Consider the following 26,009-nt stretch of genomic DNA (forward strand, 5'->3'; position numbering starts at 1 on the left):
TGCATTCTATGTGGTCGGGGCTGTCGTCGCGCGATGCAGGGCTTTGCACAACTGTGGCCCGGCAGAATCGGCGGCGCGCGGGCTTCTTGGCGGATGACAGCGCTTGGATTTTGCCCCATAATCTGCCCACCAAAGGCATCCATCTGATCATTTCGCAACCGAAGGCTCCAAATGACCGCCCTCACTCTCTACGGTATTCCGACCTGCGACACCTGCAAAAAAGCCATTAAAGCACTGGAAAGTGCCGACCATGATGTCACATTTCGAGATATCCGCGCCGATCCTCTCAGCCCCTCTGAATGGGACGAACTGATTCTTGAATTCGGTGACCGTCTGGTCAACCGCGCGTCGACCACCTATCGCGGGTTGTCTGACTGGATGAAGGCCTCCGAGGCGGAAGAGCAATTGGCCAATCATCCCGCGCTGATGAAACGCCCGGTCATCCGCAGTGAGGAAAAGCTGTATCTGGGCTGGGATTCTGGCGTTCAGACTGCATTGCTGAGCTGACCGCGCCCTGCCACATTTGGCGGCGCCTGAGATAATACTGACTGGCCTGCCACCACCCGCGCGGTGGGAATGTGATTGCGGATTTCACGACAATCCCGACCCGGGCAGGGCAGTTGAATCCGCCACGCCGGGGCTCAGTCACTTTTATTCCTTGCCACCGGTCGAAGCGACTGAGGTGGAGTAATATCTTTGCAGTACCGTCAGAACGATCATCGGGATGACTGAAATCACCAGCGACGCGGCGAAGATCAGACCGAAGTTCGGATTGTACTCGGCGGAAAACTGGGCAATCGCCACCGCGGCGACCTTGTAGTCCGGGGCGGGTGCGATCAGCAGAGGCCACAGATATGCCTGCCACTGGAAGACGAACAGGATCAACGCTGCGCTGAGCATCGCCGGACCCGACAGCGGCAGATATACCCGCCAGTAGATACCGAACCACCCCATTCCGTCGACAAAGGCTGCCTCGCGCAGTTCTTTTGGGATTCCCAGAAAGAATTGCCGCAGCAGGAAAACGGCCAGACCATTGCCGATCCCCGGCAGGATCAGCCCGGTATAGGTGTTTTGCAGGTTCATCATGCGCATGATGCCGTAAAGCGGCACCGCGATCGCGTCGAATGGAATCAGGAAGGAAATCACCATCACCATGAAGACCGACTTCCTGAACGGAAATTCAATGACCGCCAGGGCGAAAGCAGCCGTGGAACAGATCGCGAGTCCAAGGACGACTGTGACCAGAGTGATGAATATCGAGTTGAATATGGCGCGACCGAAGTTGCCGTACCAGATCCCTGTGATATTTTCGAGCGTCCAAGTGCGTGGGAAAAAGCTCCACGGGCTGAGAGGGGAAAGATAGCGAAAGATGGCGTCGGTCGGACGAAATGCGCTGACAGTCATCCACCAAAGGGGCACGAAAAAGACTATCGCGACCAGAACAATGACGGCAAATCGGGCGTAGCTGAAGCGTTTGTCGCTATTCATTGCTGTCCTCGGCGCGCATCAGGCGGAACTGAAGAATGACGATCAACAAGACGACCCCAACCAGAACCACCGTCGATGCGGCGGCGCTTTCAGGGTCCGAGATGATGAAGGCCTGCGTGTAGACCGTGTTCATGATGAGGTCGGTCGATCCCTCTGGCCCACCGGCAGTCAGGATCTGCACAGGCGCAAAGATCAGGAAATTGGCCACGGTGTTGGCGACAAGGACGAAAGTCAGCGGGCGACGCAGTTGCGGCAGGGTGACAAAGCGGAATTGCTGCCAGCGGTTCGCGCCATCGATCCGCACCGCCTCATAAAGCGATTTCGGAATGTCCTGAAGCCCGGCAAGGATGAAGGTCATCCAATATCCAACGCCAATCCAACTGACGATCAGAATGATCGAGGCCAACGCCTGATCCGATGAGGTAAGAAACCGCTGCGGCTCCATCCCCAAGGCGACGAGAACGGCATTGACCAACCCATCGGGTCTGAGGGCGACGCCCCAGACAACGGCCGAGACACTTTGCGGGATTGCAACAGGCAGCAGAATGACCGTGCGCCAGAAACCGATCAGCGGCACCATGGTGTTCATCAGCAGGGCCAAGGCCAGCGATATGGCGATCTGCAGTGGATTGACGATCAACAGGAAGACGATCGTCACCTTCAGACTGTTCAGAAATACGGGATCGGTGAAGATATATCTAAAGTTCTCAAGACTGTAGCCACCGCCACCGGGTGGGATAAGTGAGGTATTCACAGCAACCGCCGCTGGCCACAGACGCAACAGGAAGACTGAAACCAGCGCGGGCATCAGGAAAGCGAGAGCTGCTAGGATGGCACTGCGTTGCGTCATATCGTCAATCGCTGATGTGAATAGAACAGACGACCGGGCAGGGGGGCCGGTCGTCTCTGTGTGGTTTACTGGATCCGGCCCAAGGCGCGGTCCAACTGGCGCTCGGCGCCTTTCAGCGCGGTTTCAGCATCCGTACCATTGCGCAGATCGCTGAAGGTGCGGTTCATGATCGTCTCGAACGTGACGAAACCCCGGCTTCTGGGGCGACCAACTGCGGTATTCTTCGTTTCGTAAGAGATGATGTCGATCGCAGAGCCGATCTTGTCGGTAAGACCATCCATGTCGGCAGAATAGTTCTTGAAGGCTTCCGCGTTTACCAGAATGTTGGGGTTGTTCTTGATCGACAGATAGGCACCTTCGGGATCGAGCGAGATATACTCGGCGAATGCGCGCGCTGCGTCCTTCTTTTCGGAGTTGGGGTTGATCGCCACTGACCAGGAACCCGTGGGGGTGACAGGTTTGCCGCCCTCGAAATACGGGACTGGCGCAACGCCATAGTTCAGATCGGCAGCGTTTTCATAACGTGCGATTGCCCAGGGACCGGCAATCATGAACGCGACTTCGCCGTTGATGAACAAATCGTCTGTCTGCTCGGGCGTGACGCCTCTGGGTGCCAATCCGCTCTCGTAGAGATCGCCATACCATTTTGCCGTCTCGATCCAACCGTCGTTGGTGATCGTCGGAGTCAGCATCTCATCCCCGGTCAGCCCGGAACCCGCGCCGTTGGATTCAAACAGAAACTGAAGCTGGTAATAGCGGTCGACCTGCTGGAACGTCAGGCCGTATTTGATCCCACTGTCCTTGGCGGTGCGCGCCATATCCAGCAGCGCCTCCCAGGTCAGGCGCTGTTCGGGATCGCCGCTGGGCATCTCGAGACCCGCTTTTTCGAGGACGTCACGGTTGAAATACATCAACTGCGTCGATGTCCACATCGGATATGCGTAAAGACTGCCGTCATAGCTGACCTGTTCAAGATCGACTGCGTTCGGAACTGCCGCATCGATCACGTCGCGCCGGTCGTCGAGGTTAAGAAGATACCCCTGTGACGCAAAGGCGGGGATGCGCGGCGTGTCGGCATGAAGCACGTCGATGCTTGTGTCACCCTGCCCGATCCGCGACTCGGTTGCGGCGTTCAGGTCGTTGAAGGGTACGGATTGATGTACGACTTTGATGCCGGGGTTTGCCGCTTCGAACCCTTTGATCATCGGCTGCATGATATCGTCGCGCTGCGCGCTCAGAAAGTTGATTGTCACGTCCTGCGCGAATACGGCAGTGCCCGTGGTCATCATCCCCGCACCGACCAAGAGGGCGGCACCCAGTGTTCTCCGACTCATTTTATCGTTCATCATTGTCTCCTCCCAAATGTCTGCACAAGTGTGCAGGTCGGTCGAAAAACTGTCAACAGCGAAGCTGGGAATCCACCGGTTCCACCTATCCGATAGTAGAGGCACGCAAGACCAACCTACTGGATATCTGGAGGTGGGAAGGCGTCGCTTGCGGTGTGCCGGTGATGCCGGCCAGTATCAGTGCGACGGCCAGCTGGACCATTTTTGCGACGTTTTGATCCACTGATGTCAGCGCGTGTGACGGCCAGTCGGCAAGGCTGGAATTGTCGAAACCGGTGACTTTCAGTTGTCCGGGAATGTTGATGCCAAAGGTGTTGCGGGCCACATCCATCACGCCGAAGGCCATCAGATCGTTAGCACAGGCGATCGCGTCTGGCGTCTTGCCCGCCCCCAGGATGCGCCGTGCGGCTTCGGCGCCACCATAATGTGTGTAATCACCAACCGCGATCAACGTCGGCGACAGGCCGTGCTGCGCCATCTGACGCAAAAAACCCGACTCGCGGTCGCGGCTGCTGGAGGCGTCGGGATGGCCGGCGACAAAAGCGATCTTGCGGCAGCCGATTTCCACCAGATGATCCACCACTTTGGCGGCCCCGTCGGCATTATCGCAGGTTATGGAGGTGATCTCTTCCTGCGCCAGATATCTGTTGATCGCCACAATAGGCTTGTCAGACGCAGCGAAACGGGCCGCCATACGGGATGACAGGGTCGCATTTGTCATCGCCAGAGCATCCACCCGGTAAGACATCATCTGGGTGATTTGCTGATCTGTGCTGTTCTCGTCGCCAAACAAAAGCAGCGGGGCAAGACCGGCGTCCTGAAGCGCTGTGCCAAGCTGCTGAAGAAGCGCCGCGTAAAACGGATTGTCCAGATCGGTCGATACGATCCCGACGATCCCGGTCCGTTTCGTGATCAGGCTGCGGGCCAGTGCGTTCGGCGCATAGCCAAGCATTTCGGCGGCCGACAAAACCTTCTGGCGGGTTTCCTCGGACACATAGGCGCCGGTTGTGTAGGTGCGCGAAACCGCTGAACGGCTGACACCGGCAAGCCGGGCCACATCCAAAGATCGAATCTGCACTTTGGTTTTTCTGATCATTGCATCTGCTTACCTTGACCTGTCATCTCTTCACAATATGCTGCACACATGTGCAGAGTGGAATCAAATCTCTGTCTCTGAACTGGTGATTGCGAAAGGACACGCGGACAATGAGCACGGTGGAACTCGTCGGGCTGCGAAAATCCTACGGCCAGACCGAGGTGATTCATGGCGTGGACCTGTCGATTGCCGAGGGCGAATTTCTGGCGTTGGTCGGCCCGTCCGGGTGCGGCAAATCGACGATCCTTCGGATGATCGCCGGTCTTGAAAGCATCACCGACGGTGAGGTCCGATTCGATGGGCGGCGGATGAATGAAAGCACGCCCAAGAAACGCAATGTGGCGATGGTTTTCCAGAACTACGCGCTGTACCCGCATATGACGGTGCGCGAGAATGTCTCGTTGAACCTTCGTCTCGCGGGCATTCCCAAAACCGAAATCCGCAAACGCGTCGATGATGCTGCGCGCCTGCTTGAGATCGAAGAAATTCTTGATCGCAAACCTGCACAACTGTCCGGGGGACAGCGCCAAAGGGTCGCCATGGGCCGTGCGATCGTCCGCGATCCCGAAGTCTTTCTGTTCGATGAGCCGCTATCGAACCTTGATGCCAAGTTGCGGGTGCAGATGCGCGCCGAAATCAAGGCATTGCACAACAAGGTCCGCACCACGGCGATCTATGTCACTCACGATCAGATCGAGGCGCTGACTTTGGCCGACCGGATCGCGGTGCTGAATGCCGGTCGGATCGAACAACTGGGCACGCCGATGGAGCTTTACTCCGCACCGGTGAACAGGTTCGTGGCAGGATTTATCGGTTCACCGGCGATGAACTTTCTGGATGGAAAGATTGACGGCGATCAGGTGCATTTGGCTGATGAGGCCGGAACCCTGACATTGCCGCCCGAGCACGGCGTCGCGGATGGTCGCAATCTTGCCGTTGGGGTGCGCCCCGAACATATTCGCATCAGCGACAGCGGCGGAAACCTGAAAGGTATCATCGAACAGGTTGAACCCACCGGATCGCAAACCCATGCCGCAGTGCGCTGTGGGCAACATCTTCTTCAGGCGGTGTTTGAAGGGATGCTTCCCCTGCATGCAGGGGAGAGCGTTTCGCTGAATGTTGCATCCGACCACATTTATCTTTTCGACGCTGACGACGGCCGCGCCGTCCTGCAGGCACACCGATAATCTGCCGATCCGCAGTAATACCTGAAGGGAATACCCATGACCCAGCTGAGCGATGCCGAACGACTTCGTCTTTTGACGCCACCCACCGGCAAGGTGCGCGCGGTGCTCGACACTGATACTTACAACGAAATCGACGACCAGTTCGCAATCGTCCAGATGCTGCTTTCACCGGATAAAATCGATCTGGAAGCGATCTATGCGGCGCCATTCCACAACCACAGATCCGACAATGCGGGTCACGGAATGGAACTGAGCTTTGACGAAATCCTGCGCCTTTTGAAACGGATGGACCGCAGCCCTGATGGGTTCGTCCATCGCGGCGCAACCCGTTTCATGGGGCCGGAGAAAAAGATTGTCGCCTCGGACGCCGTGACCGACATGGTGGCCCGCGCCAAGGCATCCACCCCCGAAGACCCGCTTTATATCGTTGCCATTGGCGCAATCACCAACGTTGCCTCGGCCTTGCTGACGGCGCCGGAGATCATTGACCGCACTGTTGTTGTCTGGCTTGGCGGTCACGCGTTGGAATGGCCCCATGTCCGTGAATTCAACCTGAAACAGGATGTGGGCGCGGCACAGGTCGTTCTGGACAGCGGTGTGCCGATGGTCCTGCTGCCTTGCATGGGCGTTGTCTCGCACCTGCTCAGCACTGTTCCGGAGATTGAAAAATACGTTGAACCCCATGGCGAGATCGGCAGGTTCCTGGCCCAGCGATACAAGGAATATAACGACGATCACATGGGCTGGTCGAAAGAGATCTGGGACATGGCGCCGGTGGCCTGGCTGTTGGATTCGTCGATGTGTCCGTCCGATCTGGTGGCAACTCCGGTCCTGACCGAAATCCCGACCTGGAGCACAGACCGTTCGCGTCACCTGATGCGGTATGTCCATCACATCGACCGTGACGCGATCCTGAAGGATTTCTTCCGCAAGATCGCGGCCCACGCCGCCTGACCAGCATTAAAAAGGGGGGCATCATGGGCCTGAGCCAAGAAGAACACCTTAAGCGATTGATGCCACCCGAAGGCCGGGTTCGCGTCGTTCTCGACACCGATACTTACAACGAGATCGACGATCAGTTCGCCGTCGTTCAGATGCTGTTGTCCCCTGAACGTCTGGCGGTCGAGGCGATCTATGCCGCGCCGTTCCGCAATACCCGGGCCGAAACTCCGGGGATCGGCATGGAGCTGAGCTTTGACGAAATCGGCCGATTGCTGGAACGGCTGGGTGTGCCGCACGACGGCTTTGCCCATCGGGGCGTGACCGAATACGTTGGCTTTGCCAAGGTGGCGCAACCCGGCGCGGCGGTGGACGATCTTATCCGCCGTGCACGTGACGACAGTGCGCAAAGCCCGCTCTATGTCATCGCCATCGGTGCGATCAGCAATGTGGCCTCGGCCTTGCTGAAGGCGCCCGACATTGCCGAGCGGATTGTGGTGATCTGGCTGGGCGGAGATGCTCTCGACTGGCCCCGCGCCTTTAAAAAGAATGCGGAATTCAACCTGATGCAAGATGTCGGCGGGGCGCAGGTTCTGTTTGACAGCGGGGTGCCGGTTATTTTGATACCGGCCATGGGTGTAACTTCGCATCTGACCAGCAGTGTGTTGGAGATTGAAAAACATGTCGAGCCGCAGGGCGAGATCGGCGCGTTTCTGGCCCGGCGTTTCAAAGAGTATTCCGACGATCATGTAGGTTGGACCAAGGAAATATGGGACATGGCGGCCATTGCCTGGCTGTTGAATGACGCCTGGGCACCGTCGATCCTAATGCCGACCCCGATCCTTGCCGACGATATCACCTGGCAGTCGGACGAAGCGCGTCATGTGATGCGCTATGTGCGTTACATTGATCGGGACGCGATCATGAAGGATTTCTTCCGCCGTCTCGAGGCTTTCGAGGCCGGAACCATCAGTGTCACACACCCCGGCATTTCAGGCAGCGTGAAAACCTGATCCAGGCTGCATGACCGAAAGACCTTATTCCATCGCCTCAATCTCGACCGAAAGTTGCTCGATCGGAATTCCGCGGCGCACCGCGCTCGCGTAGACTGCGGCCTGAATCGCCTTGCTGCGTTTCAGAAGCCGCAGAAAGCGTGCTTCGTCCAGCACCAGAAGCGTTGAAGGCGCGATGGCACGCACCTCGGCCCGTTGGCGCCGCCGCATCAGCATGCTCATCTGACCGAACATGTCGCCACGTCCCAATCGCCAGGTCTGGCCACCGACCTCAAGTTCGACCGCACCCGTTGCCACGAAATAGACATTGCGGGAGGCATCGTCGCGGCGCAGGATCCGGTCGCCAACGTTGATATAGCGCGTCACCAGAGAGCGCGCGAGCCTGTTCAGAACGCGGTCTTCCATATCCGAAAACAGCGGAAAGCGGCGCACCAGTTCGGTCTTATGCATCGCGAGATCCAGTTGCGGCGCCGCTTCGGCGCGCAGGCGCCGGGTGCCAATGTCACTGGTCAGCGCGCTGTGGACCTCTTCGCCGATCAACCCGTCCTCCAGCAACGTGTCATATTCCCGTTCCTCAAAGCGCAATGCCGTCCGACGAATGAAGCGACGCTCCATTTCTTCGGCATATCCGGGATATTGCAGGCGCAGCCCTTCCAGCGCCTGTTCCACCGTCTCGATGCGCCGGTCCAGCATCGCGTGCAGCAGTTCAGCGACCCGCCGCCCGTGAATCCGGCGAATACGTCCGTCGATAAAGCCGTGCAGGTCGCGCAGGATCAGGCGTTGCGATAGCAGCAGCCCAAAGCGCGTGGCGGTGATCCGTGCCAGAGGTCTCGAAATTCGCAACCGATTGTGCAGAAAGATCGCCGGTCGAAGCCAGTGACCGAAACCCAAACTGCGCCGCGCCTCTTTCTTATAGCCGCTGCGCCCGCCGTGGCGCGACGCCTCGATCAGCGCGTCGGCCTCGGACAGCAGGCGCTCGGACAAATTGGCCGAGATTGTGCGGTCCCGAAAACGGGCGATGATGGCGTCGCGTTCCGCACTGGCCAGCGCGACCAGCCCTAGTGTCACCCGGTCGCGGTCGAGTATTTCGGTCTTGTCGTCCGCGGATTTGATCGCAAGATCCAACCGCTCGCCAAATTTCTTGGCTTCGGCGCGTACGGTTTCGCGGGTCAGGTCATAGTTCTCCGTCACCTTCGCCAGATCCTCGCGTACGGTCTGAAGTGCGACTGCGATCACCTGATTATAAAGCGCATTGTCCAGCGGCGACAGTTTATCCAACCCAAGCCAGCCGATCACCCAGCGCAGGGTGGTGCCCTGAATCAGCAGTGTGAACAGCGTAAATCCGGTCGCCAGTATCGCCACCTGCCGCTTCACCTCGACCGGGACAAGGAAACTCTCGGTCACGGCCAGCGCCAGCGACAGGGTGACCGCACCGCGCAGCCCCCCCCACATGATCGCCACCCGGTAGGGGCGTTCGACAACCGGGGAAAGACGCAGCCGTGTCAGCAGCGGCAGCAGCCCGAAAAGGATGATCCCCCGCGCAACGATGGCCGCCCCCACAACCACCATGATCAACCCCAGATCGGCCAGCTGTACGGATTCCAGCATCCGCGGGATCAGCAATGCTGCGAGGATAAAGATCAGCGCCCCGGCCCAATGGGCCAGAAGATCCCAGACTTCGCGCAGGTTTTGCCATGTGTTTGGCGGCAGGCGGCCCGGCCCGGTCAGTTGTAGTGTCATCGCCGCAACCACCACGGCGATTACCCCCGACGCGCCGACGCTTTGTTCGGCAACGATATAGGCCAGATAGGGCAGGGCGATCGACACCGAGATGACCGCCAACTCGTACTGGCTGAACAGGCCCATGATCCAGATTGCGATCCGCGCCGCGATCCAGCCGGTCAGAACGCCCCCCGCCAGCAGCACGGGAAACCGCGCCAGCGCGCTTTGCACCGACGGATCCGGCGCGCCGGCCTTGACGTATTCCATGAACAGCGCGGCCAGAGCGATGGCGGCCGCGTCGTTCAAAAGGCTTTCACCCTCAATGATCCGGGCCAGCCTGCGAGGGGCCGAGATCGAGCGGAAGATGCTAACCACCGCAGAAGGGTCGGTGGTTGAAACAATGGCACCCACCAGCAAGGCCGCCGACAGGGACAAGGTGCTGACATAGGCCAGCGAATAGCCGACGACGAAGGTCGCGACGAACACCGCCACCACGGCCAGCACCAGAATCGGCACCCAGTCGTCGGCCATCCGCCGCAGGTTCAGACCCAGCGTGACCTGAAAGACCAGCGTCGGCAAAAAGACATAGAGGAACACGTTGGAGCGGATCGGCAGAGCAAGGATCGCCTCGGCCACCGGGTTCAGGGCGTCGGTCAATTCGGTTCGCAAAAAGAACGTGGCGGCCACACCGACAAGAATGCCGAGACAGGCGATGATGACGGCATAGGGCATGCGCAGACGGTGCGCCAAAGGCTCGGCCGCGCCGATCAGCAGAAAAAGCCAGGCAATGATGGTGGTGATCAGAATGATGTCCATGCAACCGGAATACCAGAACCGTCGCAGCAAGAAAGATCAAAGGGATCGGTTGCTTGCCGGATCAGGAGGTTTTGGCGGGTGGAATCGCCAGAACATCGCGATCGGCGCGGCGCAGCACCTCTTCGGCGACACTGCCCAGAAAGGTTTTGCTCAGCCCGACACGTCCTTTGGTGGCGACCACGATCAAATCGGCACTGATATGACTCGCGTTCTCCAAAATCCCCAGCGACGCGGCGGTCTCGTGGTGACGCGCGATCTTTTTGTACTCGTCCGATGGCAGGGTCGCGGCGAATTCGGCAAGCTTCTGTTCGGCCTCGATCCGGAGTTCATAGAGATATTGCCCCATTCGCGCCCCCGGAATTGCGTCGCGCATGGATAGGTGTTGTGCGGGCGCGTCGAAAATATGCAGCAGCGTAATGTCGTGCGGTTTGCCCAGCCCCAAGTCGGCAAGGTGCACGACCGCCCGGTGCGAAGTTTCGGACAGATCGGTGGCGACCAGCAGGCTGGTATAATCGCGTTCCGGCGCCGCGTTGACCATCAGCACAGGCCAGCGTGCCCGGCGGATCGTCCGTTGCGCCGTGGTGCCGACGAACACATCGCGCAGCACCCGGCGGCGGTGCGCGCCCAAAATCACAAGATCCGGATCCAGAGCGTCGGCGGCGTTGCAGATCCCCTCGAACGGATCGCCCAGCACAACTTCGATGGTGCAGTCCGGCCCGCCGCCGTCTTTCAGCCGCCGGACCTCTTCGCGCAACATCTGCCGGGCCAGTGCGGTTTCGCTGTCAATGATCCTTTGTCGCTGGTCATCGTCCACCGAGTGGATCAGATGCAGCCGCGCGTTGGTGCGTGCGGCAATCAAGACGGCCCGCGCCAATGCCCGGTCCGAGCGTTCGGAAAAGTCCGTCGCGACTAGTATCTTGTCCATTCCGTCGCCTCCGGCTTCAGATATCCCCAAAAATGTAACCACGGACCATGGACGGGCCAAACTCCGTCCAGACAACGATCATATTCCGGCGGGCAAGAAGCGTCGAGTCTGGAGCGCCATCCGCAGTTTCCCAGCAAAACATCCATTTCGTCAATTTCAGCGAGTATTTTTTACTGGCCGAGCCGGCAAGCACCCGTCCTGTGCCAGTGTTCACCAGCAATCACAGCGCCCCACTCTTGGCTCGACAGTTGCCTTGGGTTGCGCCACGCCATCGTCAACCCATCGGTTCCGACCGCCGCAACATCCGCAACCGCGTCAGTTGTGCATGTTCCATGTGCTGGCGCATCGCTGTCTCGGCCGCCACCGGGTCTCGGATGAACAATGCATCCAGCAAAGCGCGGTGTTCGACAAGCGCCTCTTGCACGCGCTCTGGTGATTCCATGCTTGAAGGCCCGAGTATGAGCAGAGTGGTTTCAACCGAGGCCATGGATTTGAGCAGAAACCGATTGCGCGCCGCATCGAACAGCCGCGCGTGGAATTGACGGTTCAAGCGGACGAGCGCTGCGCTATCTCCGGTCGCGGCGCCCATCTCCTCATTGATCGCCTGAAGCTCTTCAAGCTCGACCGGCGATGCCGCTCTGGCTGCGAGCCGTGCCGCGGTGCCTTCGAGTACGGTGCGCATTTCGTAAAGCTCCATGATCTCGGAATAGTCCAGTTTGCGGACCACGGCACCGGTGCGCGGCAGATGCGTGACGAGACCATCCGCTTCGAGCCGCCTGATCGCCTCGCGCACGGGTGTTCTGCTGATCGCAAGTCGCTTTGCAATCTCGGTTTCCGTCAGCCGCGCGCCGGGTTTCAAAGCGCCGGACCGGATGTCTTCGCACAACCGTTCATATGCGCTTACGCCCTGTAACGCCTGTATTGATATTTCCGACTGAACCACGAATTTCTCTTTCATCGCCATGCATCCAGCCGTATACAATTGGATACATATGAGTCAAGATTCGGTGCCCTTTTTCAACCGCAGCACGTTGCATCGCGTCCTGACGCTATTGCTCGCAGCGCTGGGCACATTTGTGCTCTGGTCGCTCAATCTGCCTTTGCCCTTTTTGTTCGGACCGATGTTCGCTTGCCTTGGTGCTGCCCTTGTTGGCGCACCGCTGAAGGGAATAAGCTCGCTTTCCCTGAGCGCGCGAACCATCCTTGGCGTGGCGGTCGGGGCTTCGATCACCCCCGCTGTGATTACCCAATTGCCGCAGATGGCTGGGTCGGTGGCCTTCATTCCGCTCTACATTGCGGTCATCGGCCTTGTGGGCGTACCTTATTTCCACAAGATATGCGGATTTGATCTTCCCACCGCCTATTTTGCCGCCATGCCTGGCGGCTTGCAGGACATGGTGATCTTCGGCGAAGAGGCCGGAGCAGACGTGCGTGCTCTTGCGTTGATCCATGCGACACGGGTGCTGATCATCGTCGCGATTGTGCCTGCGATGTTGATCTATTTCTTCGACAGTCCGTTGTCCGAACCGATCGGCACGCCCGTGGCAGACTTGGAGCCCGTGGAACTTGCGATCATGGCGGCGGCGGCCGTCGGCGGCTGGTTGCTGGCGGCGCGCGTCGGATTGTTCGGCGCCGCGATACTTGGGCCGATGATCGTTACCGCGATCCTGTCTTTGGCAGGGGTGATCGAAAACCGTCCGCCGGGCGAAGCGATCCTTGCCGCACAATTCTTTATCGGAATGGGAATCGGCGTCGGATATGTCGGCGTGACGCTTCACGAGCTGCGCCGAGACGTCGTTGCCGGTTTGGTTTTTGTCGTTATCCTTGCCGTTCTTGCGTTTATCGTTACCGAAATCGTTGTGCAGCTTGGACTGGCCTCACCGCTTGAGGGATTTCTGTCATTTGCCCCGGGAGGGCAGGCAGAAATGACGGTTCTGGCCATTATTGCCGGTGCCGACCTTGGTTTTGTCGTTGTGCACCATCTGGTGCGTCTCACGCTTGTCATTATCGGTGCGCCTATCATTGCGGCGATTATCGGTGTGCGCGACAAGAAAACCCGAAACTGACCGCCGAAAGAGGACTTGGTCAATCCGTTGTCCGGAAATTGCTGCTTTCCGCGATTTTCCTTGGTGCATTCGCCGCCTTGATATTCTTTCGCGAGGCGCAGAAGGCCGGCCACATCTTCGTTTTTCAGCGGGCGTGGCTCAGGTCACTTGGCCGCCGTTCACGGCAATCATCTGGCCGGTAACAAAACGGGCCGAGGGCGACGCGAGAAACCCGACCATTGCGGCGATATCATCGGAGACGCCCATGAAGCCGGTTGGAATCTTCGCAGCGCGTGCGGGGTCGTCCTGGGTTTCGCTGTCTTGGCGGATTTGGCCGGGGGAGACGATGTTCGCGGTGATCCCCTTTGACGCGAACTCGGTCGAAAGCGCCTTGGTGAGCCCCCAGACCCCATGTTTGGCAGCGGAAATCGGAGCACCTTCGAAATAGCCGCCGATCGCCTTCATCCCGGCGAAATTGATGATCCGGCCCCAGCCGCGATCCACCATCCCGGGCAAAAACGCACGACAGGTGTAGAACGGCCCGGTGAGGGCGGCATCAACGACGCTGTGCCAATCCTCGTCCGACATTTCCAGGAATGGCTTATGTGGACGTCGCGCGGCGTTGTTGACCACAATATCGACTGCCCCGAACTGGCTTAGCGCCATGTCGGCGATTTCTGCAACACAGTCCGACCGGCTGACATCGCCCATGGCAACCAGTGCCTGAGTGCCGGCTCTGGCGACAAGCTCTGCGGTTTCCCGGGCGGCTTGCTCGTCTTTGGAGCCGTTGACGATAACATTGCATCCAAGCTGAGCGAGATGCACCGCAATGGCGCGCCCGATGTTGCGTCCCGAGCCGGAGACAAAGGCGGTTTTTCCGGTAAGAACAGGATTCTTCATCTTGGTGGCGACCTTTTCATGTTTTGTTTCATACATCTAAGGTGTCAGCTTTGCCCTTCGGATCGGGCAGGTGGTGACGGTATCCGTCCCACAGTGACTTACCATCCGCAGTCTCACTTAAATTGTCAATCAACAGAATAATGTTGACATATTGCGATTCCACCGGCGTCATGCAGCTATGGAACTTGGGCAAAACATTCGCAAACCGACGCAGAAGCTGCAGCAGAGATCGCTGGTGCAGGAAGTGCGTGACGCGTTGGAAGGGATGATCCTGCGCGGAGAGCTTCCTGCCGGCGAGCGCCTGAACGAAATCGACCTGGCGCAGCGGCTTGGTGTCAGTCGGGGCCCCGTGCGCGAAGCTGCCCGGTCGCTGGAGCGTGAAGGACTGGTGAACGCCGTTGCCAATCAGGGGGTGTTTGTCCGGATGCTGTCGCTGGACGATGTCCTTGAGCTTTATGATCTGCGGGCGGGCATTGCAGGGCTGCTTTGTGCCCGCGCCGCCGGATGCGCGACCCCGGAGGACAAGCGCGATCTGCGTGCCTTTGTCGTGCGGATGGACGATGCAATGCGCGATGGCGACGAGAAGCGGTACTTCGAGCTCAACCTTGCCTTCCATGACTGCGTTGCGCTGGTATCGGGCGCGTCGCGCGCCAAAGAACTTTACACCTCGCTTGGCAAGGAAGTGCGGCTGATGCGGCTGCGGGTTCTGACCGGTGGGACGTCATTGAAAGTGTCAAATTCCGAGCACGACCGCATCGTCACCGCCATCGAACGAGGCGAAAGCGATGCCGCCGGTAAAGAGGGCGCTCAGCACCATATGAACGGGAAAATGCGGTTGCTCGAGACGCTTTAAGACGACCCGGGCACGCAGCCCGGCTGAATAATCCATCGCGGCACGATCCTTGAGGAGGGGAGCTGCGGTGGCAAATCGAAAACAGGGAGGACACAATGTTCAACATCGAAAGTAACTGGATGCGTAGCGGGTTTTTCGCTGCGCTGATTGCGGTACCCGTCGGGCTTGCCGCGCCGGCCGTCGCTCAGGATGTTTATCCGTCTGCGGATCAGAAACTGGACTGGACCATCGCTTTTGGGCCGGGTGGCGGCAACGATCTCATGGCGCGTACCATCATCGACATCCTGACTAAGTACGAACTTTACCCCGGTAACATCTCGCCCCAGAACCGTGCAGGCGGGTCAGGCGCTGTCGGATGGGGCTATCTTTATGGCCAATCCGGCAACCCTTATGGCATCTCGACCACATCGGGCAGCTTTGTGACCACACCGCTGCAGGCAGACACGCCTTGGGAGCCTTCCGACTTTACGCCTGTGGCGCTGCTGGCCACTGACGACCTTGTGTTGGTGGTGAACGGCTCCTCTGATATCCAGAACATCGAGGATTTCATCGCCGCAGCCAAAGCGAAGCCGATGAACATTGGCGGCACGGGGACCGTAAACGTCGACTTTATCGTGCCGTCCCTCTTCGCCGAGAAGGCCGGGTTCGAGTTTGAATACGTTTCGTTCAACTCGATGGCAGATCAGACCACGGCGCTCTTGTCGGAAGCGCTGGACGCAATGGTCGGCAATCCGGGCGAAATTCTCGGCATGATCGACTCGGGCGATTTGCGGCCGTTGGTTTATTCGGGCGACAGCGTGCCCGAGGGACTTGAAGGCGTGCCGACGATGGCTGAACTTGGGTATGACATCGGCGTGTCGATGCCGCGCGGTCTGATTTTGCCGCCAGACGTGCCAGTCGAGGCGCAGGAATGGTGGATCGCGACGATGAAAAAGGTCGTCGAGACGCCCGAATGGACGACCTATATCAAGACCAACACACTGACGCCCACAGTGATTTACGGTGAAGACTTCCGCACATTCCTGACCGAAACCAAGGATGGCTTTGAGAAGGTTCTCAGGTCCGTCGGCGCAATCGACTGACACCGCGTAACTGCAATCAGGACCGGTCTCGCGGAAACGTCGGGGCCGGTCCGATCTTATCGGGACAATCTACCATGCGGATCGCATTTCTGCTCGCAGTGCTCGCGGGAGGTGTCTTTTACACCTACGTCGCCTTCGTGGATCTGAACTTTCTGACGCGAACCGGACGTCTCGGGCCGGGGTTCTTTCCGCGAAATGTCGGGGTGTTGATTGTCTTGCTGACGATCTGGGCGCTCGTCGATGCGCTGAGAGCAGGGCGCCAAGATCAGCCCGATGCCGGGCGCTGGCGCGATGTCATCGTGCTGATCGGGCTGGCACTCTGCTTTGCGGTGGCGTTGCGGCTGTTTGGCGGCTTCGTTGCAACGGTGATTTATCTGGCAGTGACCCTGTCGGTGTTGAACCGGGGTAAGTTCGTGCAGAATGCGCTGCTGTCCATCCTCGTGCCCACCGCAGTCTATCTGCTCTTCGACCGGGTGTTGAATGCCAGCATGCCGCCGGGTCTCATTAACATATTGCCGATCTGAGAACAATGAAGGCGGCGACGGGCCACGGCTGACCGCCAACAGGAGCGACTACGATGGACATTTTCGGCGATCTCTTGATGGGGCTTTCTATCGCTATCACCCCGATCAATCTGCTCTATCTTCTGGTCGGCGCGATGGTCGGCATGGTGGTCGGGGTGATCCCGGGGTTCGGGCCGTCCGCCGGCCTTGCCATCCTTTTGCCGGTGACCTTCGGGATGGATCCGACGGGTGCCATCATGATGTTGGCGGCGATATATTATGGGGCGATGTACGGCGGGACGATCACTTCGATCCTGCTCAATACGCCCGGTGAAAGCGCAACGGTGGCCAGCACCTTTGACGGCTATCCGCTGGCCAAGAAAGGTCGGGCGGGTCCTGCGCTGGTGATGCAGGCGGTTGCGTCCTTTGTCGGCGGTACGGTTGGAGTCATTCTGATTACCATATTGGCGCCGATGTTTGCACAGGTCTCGCGCAGCTTTGGCCCGCCGGAATATTTCCTGCTGGCGATGATGGGAATGTTGACGCTGGTTGTGATGATCGGCAACCACTGGAAACTGGGTCTGATATCGGCGCTGATCGGCTTTGCCCTCGGCACAGTGGGAGTCGACCTCGAGTCCGGTCAGGGGCGGTATACCTTTGGATCAGCGGAATTGATCGGCGGCATCTATTTCATTCCCATCGCCATCGGATTGTTCGGGCTGGGCGAGTTGTTCTATTCTTTCTATGTCGGGATGCACAGATCCGGCAGCGGCGGAATCGTGCAATACGACAAAGAGGCCGAGTTCTGGCCCTCGGCGCATGACTGGTTGTCGACCCGGATGACCATGGTTCGTGGCTCGATCCTCGGGTTTGTAGTCGGGGTGATCCCGGGGGCAGGGGCCACGATTGCCTCGCTCATGGCATATTCCACCGAACGCTCCATGTCGAAAACGCCTGAAAAGTTCGGCACCGGAGAGATGGCCGGGCTGGTCGCCCCCGAGACCGCGAACAACGCCGCGTCTTCGGGTGCGATGATCCCGCTGTTGACGCTGGGCATTCCCGGTTCGGCCTCGACTGCGGTTCTGTTGGCCGCCTTCATGCTGTGGGGGTTGCGACCGGGCCCACTGTTCATGGAGCAGAACCCCGAGTTGGCCTGGGGGCTCATCGCTTCGATGTACCTTGGCAACATGATCCTGCTGGCGGTCAGCATTTTCGCCATTCCGCTGTTCGTCCAGATCATCAAGGTGCCGTATCGTCTTCTTGGTCCGGTGATTGTGGTGATCTGCGCGCTTGGGACCTTCAGCGTGCATGCCTCATTCATCGAGACCTATCTGATGTTCGCTGCGGGCATTGTCGGATTTTTCATGCGGCTTTACGGGTTCTCGCCTGCGGCGCTGGTGCTGGCGCTGGTTCTTGGGCCATTGGCTGAAGAAGCGTTGCGGCAGACACTGACGATCTCGCGCGGTTCGGGGATGATCTTTCTTGAACGTCCGGCGTCGCGCTGGATCATTGCGGTGACGATCATGTTGGTGATCGTGCTGCCGCTCATGAGCCGTTTCGGCAAATCCGCCGGTGAAGCCGAGAAGGCCGGGACCTAGCCGGTGCACCTGAGCGAACAGAAGGCGCGGGCGCTTGCGACCCGCGCCTTTGTGCGTTTGGGCGTGGCCGAGACGGCTGCCGGTGAGGCTGCCGAGATCCTCACCTTGGCCGAGATGATGGGCATTCGCACACATGGCCTAAGTCGGGTCGCCGTCTATGCCGAGCGGATTTCCAGCGGCGCAATAGTTCCCGACGCAGCAATCCTGATCTCGGCGCCCGCTCTGGCTTTGCGGCGTGTGCAAGGCAACGCCGGACTTGGACCGGCCATCGCGCACCGGGCACTGTATGCGGCGATGGAGGCGGCCCGGACAGTGGGTGTCGGGGCGGCGTTTGTACGGGGCAGCAGCCATCTGGGGGCGCTTGCACCCTATCTCTGGATCGCGGCGGACGCTGGATTTGCCTGTGTCATGACCACCAACACCGCCGCGATGATCGCGCCTGCGGGCGGACGCGATGCGGTGGTGGGCAACAACCCGATTGGCATCGGTGTGCCTGATCCGAACGGGGCCCATGTGATTTTGGACATGGCGCTGTCGGTCGCCGCAAGATCGCGAGTGCGCGCCGCTGCCGAGGCCGGAGAGGCGATCCCGGAGAGCTGGGCGACAGATGCAAAGGGCCGCGCGACCACCGACGCAAAGGCGGCGATGCAGGGGCTGATGCAGGCAATCGGTGGCGACAAGGGCGCGAACCTCGCGCTGAGCCTTGATTTGCTGGCAGGCGGGCTGTCCGGGGCGGCGATGCTGTCGGACATTGGCGCCGCCGATACGCCGGGGAGGCGACAGAACCTCGGTCAAATGATCCTGTTAATCGACACAGGGCAGCTGCTGTCAGAGGACGGGTTGGCCGATCAGATGGCACTGGCCCGACAAAGCCTGGCGCATTGCACGCCAATCGATCCTGCGCATCCGGTGCGGATGCCCGGTGACCGGGCGATCCGCGCGCTGCGGGACGCGCGCGAGCACGGGCTGAGCCTGTCCGAAAGCCTGATTGATGAGCTTCGCGCACTGGCCAAAGATGCGGGCTGAAGCGCTTTGTCTCTATGCACCTATGGGAGCCGCGTAGGTTTACTGGCCGTTCAAACCGATCCGTCACCTATGAGACGTGACGCGCATGGGCCGCCGGGGTGTCGCGGCCATTCGAACGCGCCAGTGTCGACCCGGGCGCGCACCTGACAAGGCAGCTCCAGCGAGAAAGTCGGCATCTGGACTTTCTCAAGATATCACGGATTGGGCATTTTCCACGTGGCGGTTGCCTGCGCGGCAAGCTTGCCGTCAGAGCGAAAAACGCGGCTTTCCATGAAGGACAGGCTGCGCCCACGCTTGGTGAACCGGCCTTCGCAGGTGACGGTACCAGTCATGACAGGGCGCATGAACTGCACCTTCATCTCGATCGTGGCGCCGGGGCCTGCGACCTTGTTGACGAGATGGCCCATCGAAATGTCCATGGCCGATGCAATTGCGCCGCCGTGCAGCGAACCTTGCGGGTTCCTCAGCACGTCCGCGACCTCGAACGTCAGGCGACAGACGTCTTTTTCGGCGTCGGGCGCATCAAGAGGCAAGTACTCAAAGTTCAGCCCCAGAAACCGCGCAAAGAAGAAGCTTTCAAAGCCCTGCGCGTGATCGTTCAGGGCGGTGTCGAAATGCGCGCGGGCGATGTCTTCGTCCACGCGCTTTGGCTCAGTGTCCGACATCAGGCGCCCACAAAGTTGGGTTTGCGTTTCTCCAGAAAGGCGCGGCGGCCCTCAACATAATCATCGCTGTCAAAACAGGCCTTTACGCGGGCAGCGCATTCCGCAAGATCGCGCTCGGATGCCGGCAGGACAGTCTGGCCGACGATGTATTTTACTGACTCCAGGGTCAACGGTGCATTGGCGGCAATCATCCGTGCGGTTTCTTCGGCGGCATCGGAAACCTCTCCATCCGCAACCACGCGATTGACAAGTCCCATGGTGCGCGCCTCTTCGGCACTGAACCGGCGCGCGGTGAAGAAGATCTCCTTGGCAAACGCCGGGCCAACCACGTCAACCAGCCGTTTCAGCCCCGAAAACCCATAGCCCAGACCCAGTTTGGCCGCCGGAACCGCAAAGTTTGATCCTTCGCCGCAGATGCGCAGGTCGCAACACAAGGACAGCGCGACGCCGCCGCCGATGCAGAACCCGTCAATCTGCGCGATGGTCGGCTTGGGAAAGCCTTCGACCATGTCGTAGACGCGCTTGGTCGTGGCATTGTAATGGGCGACGGCTTCGGTGCTCGCGCGTTCTGTTTCGAACTTGGAGATATCGGCGCCCGATACGAAGGCCTTACCGCCCGCGCCCGACAATATGAGGATGCGCACGCTGTCATCCGCAGCAAAGCGGGTGACGGCGGTCTCGACCGCTTCCCACATCTCAAGCGAGACGGCGTTGCGCTTTTCCGGCTGGTTAAAGATGATGCGGGCGATTTCACCCGATTGTTCTGTGAGGACTTTATCGGTCATGAGGCTCTCAGCTTTCTTGATCGGTTAGGTTGCGCCCGAGGCTTTCATCCCGGCGATCTCGTCGGGAGTCAGGCCGATTTCGGTCAGGATCTCGGTGCTGTGCTGTCCGGCGAGGGGCGGAGGAGAGGCGATACGGCTTGGTGTGCGGCTCATCAGGATCGGCTGGCCGACAAGTTCGGTCGCGCCGCGCTCCTGACTGACGAAGGGCTGTGCGAGGCCGAGATGGCGGACCTGCTCATTGGCAAAGACCTGACCGATGTCGTTGATTTCACCTGCGGGCACGCCGGCTTTGGTGAATAAGTCGATCCAGTCAGCGGTGGATTGGGTGAGGGTGATCGCTTCGATCTCTTGTCCAAGCGCGTCGCGGTGCTCAGAACGGGCGGGGGCGGTGGCAAACCGCGCGTCCGCCAGCCAGTCTTTCCGATCCATCACCTCGCAGAAATTCGACCAGATATTGTTACCCGTCACGGCGATGTTCATATGCCCATCGCTGGTCTTGAATACGCCCGTGGGGATGGAGGTTGGGTGGTTGTTGCCTGCCTGTTTCGGAATATCGCCGTCCATCAGGAAACGCGCGGCCTGAAAATCCAACATGAAGACCTGCGCCTGCAAAAGCGAGGTCTGCACCCACTGGCCCTTGCCCGACTGCGTCCGTTCAAAGAGGGCGATGAGAATACCCTGCGCAGCGAACAGACCGGCGCAGAGATCTGCGACCGGGATGCCGACCCGCATCGGACCGCCACCCGGTTCACCGGTGATCGACATCAGCCCGCCCATGCCCTGTGCGATCTGGTCAAAACCCGGACGGTCGGCCATCGGGCCATCCTGCCCAAAGCCCGAAATCGAGGCATAGACCAGACGCGGATTGCTCTGGGACAGAGTGTCATAGTCGATTCCAAGCCGCGATTTGACGCCGGGGCGGAAGTTCTCAACGATCACATCAGCGGTGTCGGCCAGTTTGCGAAATGCGGCCAGTCCGGTCTCGGATTTGAGGTCCAGGGTCAGGCTGCGTTTATTTCGATGAAGATTCTGGAAGTCAGGGCCCGAGCGTGGTCCGCCGAACTGTGCGGTATCTACCGGGGCCTCGATCTTGATGACATCCGCGCCCCAGTCGGCCAGTTGGCGCACACAGGTGGGGCCGGATCTGACGCGGGTCAGGTCAAGGACCCGCAGCCCGGACAAGGCCCCGCTTGCGGCGCTGTGCGCCTTGGTCTTGTCGTCGGGTACCGGAATCGCTTGCTGCGACATGCTGGCTCCTCTCGTGGAAGATCTGCTACCATATGCCTTAGGGTATACATTCCTTGATGACAATAAAAATGTTAAATGTTGACAGAACTGCATTGTTGGTACCAAGAAAGAACATGATCATGACCAGTCAATCCATAGGGCACCGACGCGTCACGCTTGCCGGCGAAGTCCGTTCGGAACTCGAGCGCATGATCGTCGAGGGCGACCTTGCCGGCGGCGAGAAGATGAACGAGGTGGCGCTGTCCAGTGCCATGGGGGTCAGCCGTGGCACTGTACGGGAAGCAATCCGGTCACTGGCGGATTCCGGACTGATCGACCTGATTGCCAATCGCGGAGCCTATGTGCACGTGACAACGCTGGCCGAAGTCCGCAATCTTTATGATTTGCGGGGGGCGGTTTTTGCAATGGCTTGCGCGTCCGCGGCGCGTCGCGTTGCCGAAGGAGCCGAACCCGGCCTTCCCAAAATGCTGGATCGGAACCTGACCCAGATGCAGGCGGCGGCGCTCAAAGCGGACACCGCGAAGTACTACACACTTAACATCGAATTTCACGATCTGCTGCTGCAAGGGGCGGGCAACCCCAAGGCCAAGACGGTTTACGGCAATCTGGTTAAAGAAATGCACCTGTACCGCCGCAAGGGCCTTTCGGTGCCGATGAACATGGAGCGATCGCTTGAAGAGCACCGTGCAATCAGCGCCGCCGTCATTGGTGGTGAAGTCGAGGCTGCACACGCTGCCGCGCACCAGCACCTCGTCGCCGGCTTTGCCCGTTACATGAAAATTACGGATCGGGTGTCGGCCACATCCGACTGACCAGATCCTGAAAGCACCGAAGGACAGCAATGACCAACCCGTTATTTGACGCGCTTTTTGCACCTCACTCAGGGCGCGATACGGCCTTTCTGCACGATGTGAACGGGCAGACCACCACCCATGGTGCGTTTTTGGACGAGGCGGCGCGCTATGCCAATGCGCTGACAGCTTTGGGTGTGAAGCCGGGTGACCGGGTTGCGGTTCATATTCAGAAATCTCCGCAGGCGCTCGCGCTCTATGCCGGTTGCGTACAGGCGGGCGCGGTATTCCTGCCGCTCAACACCGCCTATACGCCGGCTGAACTGGAATATTTTGTCGGTGACAGCGGCGCGGCGTTGTTTGTCTGTGATCCGGCCGAGGCCGAAGACCTGACCCCGATTGCCGAGGCGAACGGCTGTACGTTGCGCACCCTTGCGGGCGACGGCAGCGGGACGCTTTCGGATCTTGTTGCCGGGCAGAAGTCTGATTTCGATACAGTGGCCCGGGATGAGGATGACCTTGCGGCACTGCTCTATACCTCCGGAACGACTGGGCGGTCCAAGGGTGCAATGCTGACGCATCGCAACCTGCTGTCGAACGCCCGTGCGCTGGTGGAGTGTTGGCGCTTTACCGCAGACGACGTGCTGCTTCACGCGCTGCCGATCTTTCATAGCCACGGTTTGTTCGTCGCCACCAACGTGATGCTTCTGGCCGGTGGCGCGATGATCTTTCTGCCGAAATTCGACCCCGACATCGTGCTGGATCGGCTGCCCGAGGCGACCGCGATGATGGGTGTGCCAACCTTCTACACTCGGCTTTTGGACGATCCGCGCTTCAGCACCGAGCGTGCGGCGCATATGCGGCTGTTCATCTCGGGCTCTGCACCGCTGTTGGCGGAAACCCACGAACGGTTCGAGGCCCGTACTGGCCACCGCATTCTGGAACGTTATGGGATGACGGAAACCAGCATGAACACCTCCAATCCCTATGACGGCGAGCGGCGTGCTGGCACGGTGGGATTTGCCCTGCCCGGTGTCGAAGTGAAGGTCTGCGATTCGCAGACCGGTGCCGAATTGCCGCAGGGCGAGATCGGCGTGTTGGAAGTCCGCGGGCCGAATGTCTTCAAGGGCTATTGGCGAATGCCGGAAAAGACTGCGGAAGAGTTGCGTGCAGACGGCTTTTTCATCACCGGAGATCTGGCGCAGATCGATGCCGATGGATACCTGTCAATTGTCGGGCGCGGCAAGGATCTGATCATTTCCGGCGGCTATAACATCTATCCGAAAGAGATCGAGATGTTCCTCGATGCGCAGGATGGCGTGCAGGAAAGTGCGGTGATCGGTGTGCCGCACCCGGATTTCGGCGAAAGCGTGGTTGCCGTGCTGGTGCCCCAAACCGGCGTAACACTGGATCTGCAGGCCATCGAGGCAGCGGTGAAACGCGACCTTGCCAATTTCAAGCGGCCGCGCCTTACCGAGATCGTGAAAGAGCTACCGCGCAATACAATGGGAAAAGTCCAGAAAAACCAGCTTCGCGACAGGTACCGGTCGGTTTTCTAATCTTGGGGAGGATTCCGAGGGTCTATGCTGCAGGTTTCAACTGCGGGCACCCTTGGGGAATATACCTTCGCAAACTACAATTCGCGGAATGATTTGCACTGCATTCTCTATGCGGCATGCCACTGCAAAACGCCCTTGAGATTTAGCGCACGATATCTTCTTCCACGACGAACATGTTTGCCCAGGCGCGGTCGATCAGTTCGGGGGTCATTTGATAGGGAATGCCTTCGAACTCGCAGATCGAGATCATCTGATCGATCAAAAAGACCGGTTGATAGTTGGCATAGACGTTGTCGATTGTCGGGTATTTTTTCTTTAGCAGATGGATCAGCGCCGGTTCTGACAGGGGCATTTTTTTCTTCTTGGCCACCATGGCAAAGATTTTCAGGAAATCCGACTGGTTCGGTCCGTCGATCTTGATCTTGTAAAAGATCCGACGCAGTGCGGCCTGATCGAAGATCTTGTTGGGGTGAAAGTTGGTGGAAAAGATCACCAGCGTATCGAAGGGCACTTCGAATTTTTCGCCCGATTGCAGGGCGAGGATGTCGCGGGATTCTTCCAGCGGGACGATCCAGCGGTTGACCAGCGCCTGCGGCGGTTCGGCCTGACGGCCAAGGTCGTCGACAATAAAGATGCCGCCCGAAGATTTCAGCTGCAGCGGCGCCTGATAGGTGCGCGCGACCGGGTTATAGACCAGATCCAGCATCGAAAGCGACAGCTCGCCGCCCGTCACAACCGTCGGCCGGTCGCAGAGCACATAGCGGGTGTCAAAGCGTGTGATCCGGCGCAGGGAGTTCGGATCCTGTTCATCAAACGTGGCGGCGGTGTGGACGATCGGGTCATAAACCGTGATCACCTGACCGGAATATTCGATGGCGCGCGGCACATAAACCTTGTCGCCGATGGCATCCCGCACGCCGTTCGAAATCGAGGATTTTCCGTTGCCGGGCGGGCCGTACATCAGGATCGAGCGGCCCGATCCCACGGCCGGGCCCAGATTATCCAGCAGGTCGTCAGGCAGGATCAGATGGCCCATTGCGCCGGTCAACTGTTGGCGGGTGATCTGGATGTTGCGGATGGACTGGCGTTTTACCTGCTCGGCATAGACGGTCAGCGGCACCGGCATCGCGCCATAATATTCCGATTGGCTCAGGGCATCCAGTGCCCGCGCCTTGCCCGCATCCGAAAGCTGATACCCCATTTCCGAGGAGGAGGTGGCGTGCAGCGTACCTGTCGCCTCGATCAGTTTCTGGCCGCGCGCCTGATCCACCAATTCCTGCGTCACGTTGACGGGCAGGCAAATTTCGCGGGCGATGGCTGTGACATGTTCCAGGTTCATCCGGAAAATCGTTTTCAACAGGATGTCGCGCATCATCACGATAGGCAGTTGCATCTGGTCCAGCGTGCGTGGCGGCGGCGGGGCCATGACGTTGCTCGGTTGCATGTTCATCTGAGGCGCCTCGGATATTGTTGCGTGTTTTCCGACAATTCCATCCTGTTGCCCGATTTTGGACACCAATACGGGTCAGTTTGTGGTCAATGGAATTGCCATGCCAATGTGGCCAAATGATG

General features: G+C 59.3%; 24 protein-coding genes. 12 read left to right on the forward strand and 12 right to left on the reverse strand.

Going from position 1 to position 26,009, the window contains the following annotated elements; translation table 11 throughout:
• Window positions 1–171: 171 nt before the first annotated feature.
• Complete coding sequence (locus tag FQ320_RS04695; RefSeq protein WP_148470443.1) at window positions 172–507, forward strand: arsenate reductase family protein; 336 nt, start codon at window positions 172–174, stop codon at window positions 505–507.
• A 144-nt stretch (window positions 508–651) separates the two neighbouring features.
• On the opposite strand, the gene FQ320_RS04700 is transcribed toward FQ320_RS04695, so the two are convergent.
• The 4 genes from FQ320_RS04700 to FQ320_RS04715 all read right to left on the reverse strand — a co-directional run bounded on the left by FQ320_RS04700 (window position 652) and on the right by FQ320_RS04715 (window position 4,780).
• The gene (locus FQ320_RS04700) at window positions 652–1,488 is read right to left on the reverse strand and encodes a carbohydrate ABC transporter permease (protein ID WP_148470444.1); all 837 of its coding nucleotides are present in this window, start codon (window positions 1,486–1,488) and stop codon (window positions 652–654) included.
• Entirely contained in the window at window positions 1,481–2,338 is an 858-nt protein-coding gene (locus FQ320_RS04705) for a carbohydrate ABC transporter permease (protein ID WP_148470445.1), read from the reverse strand. The genes FQ320_RS04700 and FQ320_RS04705 overlap by 8 nt, the downstream gene beginning before the upstream one ends.
• 65 nt (window positions 2,339–2,403) lie before the next feature.
• On the reverse strand, window positions 2,404–3,684 hold the full coding sequence (locus tag FQ320_RS04710; protein ID WP_187393773.1) for a sugar ABC transporter substrate-binding protein: 1,281 nt from the start codon (window positions 3,682–3,684) through the stop codon (window positions 2,404–2,406).
• Window positions 3,685–3,769: 85 nt separating this feature from the next.
• On the reverse strand, window positions 3,770–4,780 hold the full coding sequence (locus FQ320_RS04715) for a LacI family DNA-binding transcriptional regulator (RefSeq protein ID WP_148470447.1): 1,011 nt from the start codon (window positions 4,778–4,780) through the stop codon (window positions 3,770–3,772).
• A 110-nt stretch (window positions 4,781–4,890) separates the two neighbouring features.
• Here FQ320_RS04715 and FQ320_RS04720 point away from each other — a divergent pair, with 110 nt between their 5' ends.
• Genes FQ320_RS04720 through FQ320_RS04730 form a run of 3 tightly spaced genes read left to right on the forward strand, consistent with a single transcriptional unit; the run spans window position 4,891 to window position 7,919 of the window.
• A complete protein-coding gene (locus tag FQ320_RS04720) occupies window positions 4,891–5,967 on the forward strand; it encodes an ABC transporter ATP-binding protein (protein WP_148470448.1) in 1,077 nt (358 codons plus the stop codon).
• Window positions 5,968–6,003: 36 nt separating this feature from the next.
• Window positions 6,004–6,921 carry a nucleoside hydrolase gene (locus FQ320_RS04725; RefSeq protein WP_148470449.1) on the forward strand — a complete coding sequence of 306 codons (918 nt, stop codon included), beginning with the start codon at window positions 6,004–6,006 and terminating at the stop codon, window positions 6,919–6,921.
• A gap of 23 nt (window positions 6,922–6,944) precedes the next feature.
• Window positions 6,945–7,919 (forward strand): nucleoside hydrolase, encoded by a 975-nt coding sequence (locus FQ320_RS04730; RefSeq protein WP_148470450.1) that lies wholly within the window; start codon window positions 6,945–6,947, stop codon window positions 7,917–7,919.
• A gap of 24 nt (window positions 7,920–7,943) precedes the next feature.
• Here the strand turns inward: FQ320_RS04730 and FQ320_RS04735 are convergent, their stop codons facing one another.
• The 3 genes from FQ320_RS04735 to FQ320_RS04750 all read right to left on the reverse strand — a co-directional run bounded on the left by FQ320_RS04735 (window position 7,944) and on the right by FQ320_RS04750 (window position 12,340).
• Window positions 7,944–10,457: a cation:proton antiporter gene (locus FQ320_RS04735; RefSeq protein WP_148470451.1), complete on the reverse strand. Its 2,514-nt coding sequence runs from the start codon at window positions 10,455–10,457 to the stop codon at window positions 7,944–7,946.
• 61 nt (window positions 10,458–10,518) lie between these two features.
• Window positions 10,519–11,382, reverse strand: a complete 864-nt coding sequence (locus tag FQ320_RS04740) for a universal stress protein (protein ID WP_148470452.1) — start codon at window positions 11,380–11,382, stop codon at window positions 10,519–10,521.
• A 274-nt stretch (window positions 11,383–11,656) separates the two neighbouring features.
• On the reverse strand, window positions 11,657–12,340 hold the full coding sequence (locus tag FQ320_RS04750; RefSeq protein WP_148470454.1) for a GntR family transcriptional regulator: 684 nt from the start codon (window positions 12,338–12,340) through the stop codon (window positions 11,657–11,659).
• A gap of 34 nt (window positions 12,341–12,374) precedes the next feature.
• Between FQ320_RS04750 and FQ320_RS04755 the strand changes: the two genes are divergently transcribed.
• The gene (locus tag FQ320_RS04755; RefSeq protein ID WP_148470455.1) at window positions 12,375–13,448 is read left to right on the forward strand and encodes an AbrB family transcriptional regulator; all 1,074 of its coding nucleotides are present in this window, start codon (window positions 12,375–12,377) and stop codon (window positions 13,446–13,448) included.
• A gap of 138 nt (window positions 13,449–13,586) precedes the next feature.
• Here FQ320_RS04755 and FQ320_RS04760 read toward each other — a convergent pair whose 3' ends face one another.
• Window positions 13,587–14,327: an SDR family NAD(P)-dependent oxidoreductase gene (locus FQ320_RS04760; protein ID WP_255509368.1), complete on the reverse strand. Its 741-nt coding sequence runs from the start codon at window positions 14,325–14,327 to the stop codon at window positions 13,587–13,589.
• A 178-nt stretch (window positions 14,328–14,505) separates the two neighbouring features.
• On the opposite strand from FQ320_RS04760, the gene FQ320_RS04765 reads away from it, so the two are divergent.
• The 5 genes from FQ320_RS04765 (at window position 14,506) to FQ320_RS04785 (ending at window position 19,389) form a co-directional block, all read left to right on the forward strand.
• Complete coding sequence (locus tag FQ320_RS04765; RefSeq protein ID WP_148470457.1) at window positions 14,506–15,180, forward strand: GntR family transcriptional regulator; 675 nt, start codon at window positions 14,506–14,508, stop codon at window positions 15,178–15,180.
• Window positions 15,181–15,275: 95 nt separating this feature from the next.
• Window positions 15,276–16,262, forward strand: coding sequence for a tripartite tricarboxylate transporter substrate binding protein (locus FQ320_RS04770; protein ID WP_148470458.1), 987 nt, complete (start codon window positions 15,276–15,278; stop codon window positions 16,260–16,262).
• Between the two features lie 74 nt (window positions 16,263–16,336).
• Complete coding sequence (locus FQ320_RS04775; RefSeq protein ID WP_148470459.1) at window positions 16,337–16,786, forward strand: tripartite tricarboxylate transporter TctB family protein; 450 nt, start codon at window positions 16,337–16,339, stop codon at window positions 16,784–16,786.
• A 53-nt stretch (window positions 16,787–16,839) separates the two neighbouring features.
• Window positions 16,840–18,363 (forward strand): tripartite tricarboxylate transporter permease, encoded by a 1,524-nt coding sequence (locus FQ320_RS04780; RefSeq protein ID WP_148470460.1) that lies wholly within the window; start codon window positions 16,840–16,842, stop codon window positions 18,361–18,363.
• 3 nt (window positions 18,364–18,366) lie between these two features.
• Entirely contained in the window at window positions 18,367–19,389 is a 1,023-nt protein-coding gene (locus tag FQ320_RS04785; RefSeq protein ID WP_148470461.1) for an Ldh family oxidoreductase, read from the forward strand.
• 194 nt (window positions 19,390–19,583) lie between these two features.
• On the opposite strand, the gene FQ320_RS04790 is transcribed toward FQ320_RS04785, so the two are convergent.
• From FQ320_RS04790 to FQ320_RS04800, 3 genes are read right to left on the reverse strand one after another with little or no spacing between them, the layout of a single operon-like run.
• Window positions 19,584–20,054, reverse strand: coding sequence for a PaaI family thioesterase (locus FQ320_RS04790; protein WP_148470462.1), 471 nt, complete (start codon window positions 20,052–20,054; stop codon window positions 19,584–19,586).
• The gene (locus FQ320_RS04795; protein WP_148470463.1) at window positions 20,054–20,839 is read right to left on the reverse strand and encodes an enoyl-CoA hydratase; all 786 of its coding nucleotides are present in this window, start codon (window positions 20,837–20,839) and stop codon (window positions 20,054–20,056) included. The genes FQ320_RS04790 and FQ320_RS04795 overlap by 1 nt, the downstream gene beginning before the upstream one ends.
• A gap of 24 nt (window positions 20,840–20,863) precedes the next feature.
• Window positions 20,864–22,087 carry a CaiB/BaiF CoA-transferase family protein gene (locus FQ320_RS04800; RefSeq protein WP_148470464.1) on the reverse strand — a complete coding sequence of 408 codons (1,224 nt, stop codon included), beginning with the start codon at window positions 22,085–22,087 and terminating at the stop codon, window positions 20,864–20,866.
• Window positions 22,088–22,200: 113 nt separating this feature from the next.
• Between FQ320_RS04800 and FQ320_RS04805 the strand changes: the two genes are divergently transcribed.
• Together FQ320_RS04805 and FQ320_RS04810 are read left to right on the forward strand one after the other, a co-directional pair.
• On the forward strand, window positions 22,201–22,899 hold the full coding sequence (locus tag FQ320_RS04805) for a GntR family transcriptional regulator (protein WP_255509369.1): 699 nt from the start codon (window positions 22,201–22,203) through the stop codon (window positions 22,897–22,899).
• Window positions 22,900–22,928: 29 nt separating this feature from the next.
• Window positions 22,929–24,437, forward strand: coding sequence for a malonyl-CoA synthase (locus FQ320_RS04810; protein ID WP_148470466.1), 1,509 nt, complete (start codon window positions 22,929–22,931; stop codon window positions 24,435–24,437).
• A gap of 142 nt (window positions 24,438–24,579) precedes the next feature.
• Here FQ320_RS04810 and FQ320_RS04815 read toward each other — a convergent pair whose 3' ends face one another.
• Window positions 24,580–25,887 (reverse strand): ATPase, encoded by a 1,308-nt coding sequence (locus FQ320_RS04815; protein ID WP_148470467.1) that lies wholly within the window; start codon window positions 25,885–25,887, stop codon window positions 24,580–24,582.
• Window positions 25,888–26,009 lie beyond the last annotated feature (122 nt).

Source organism: Oceaniovalibus sp. ACAM 378, from assembly GCF_008085915.1.
Classification (GTDB): Bacteria; Pseudomonadota; Alphaproteobacteria; order Rhodobacterales; family Rhodobacteraceae; genus Oceaniglobus.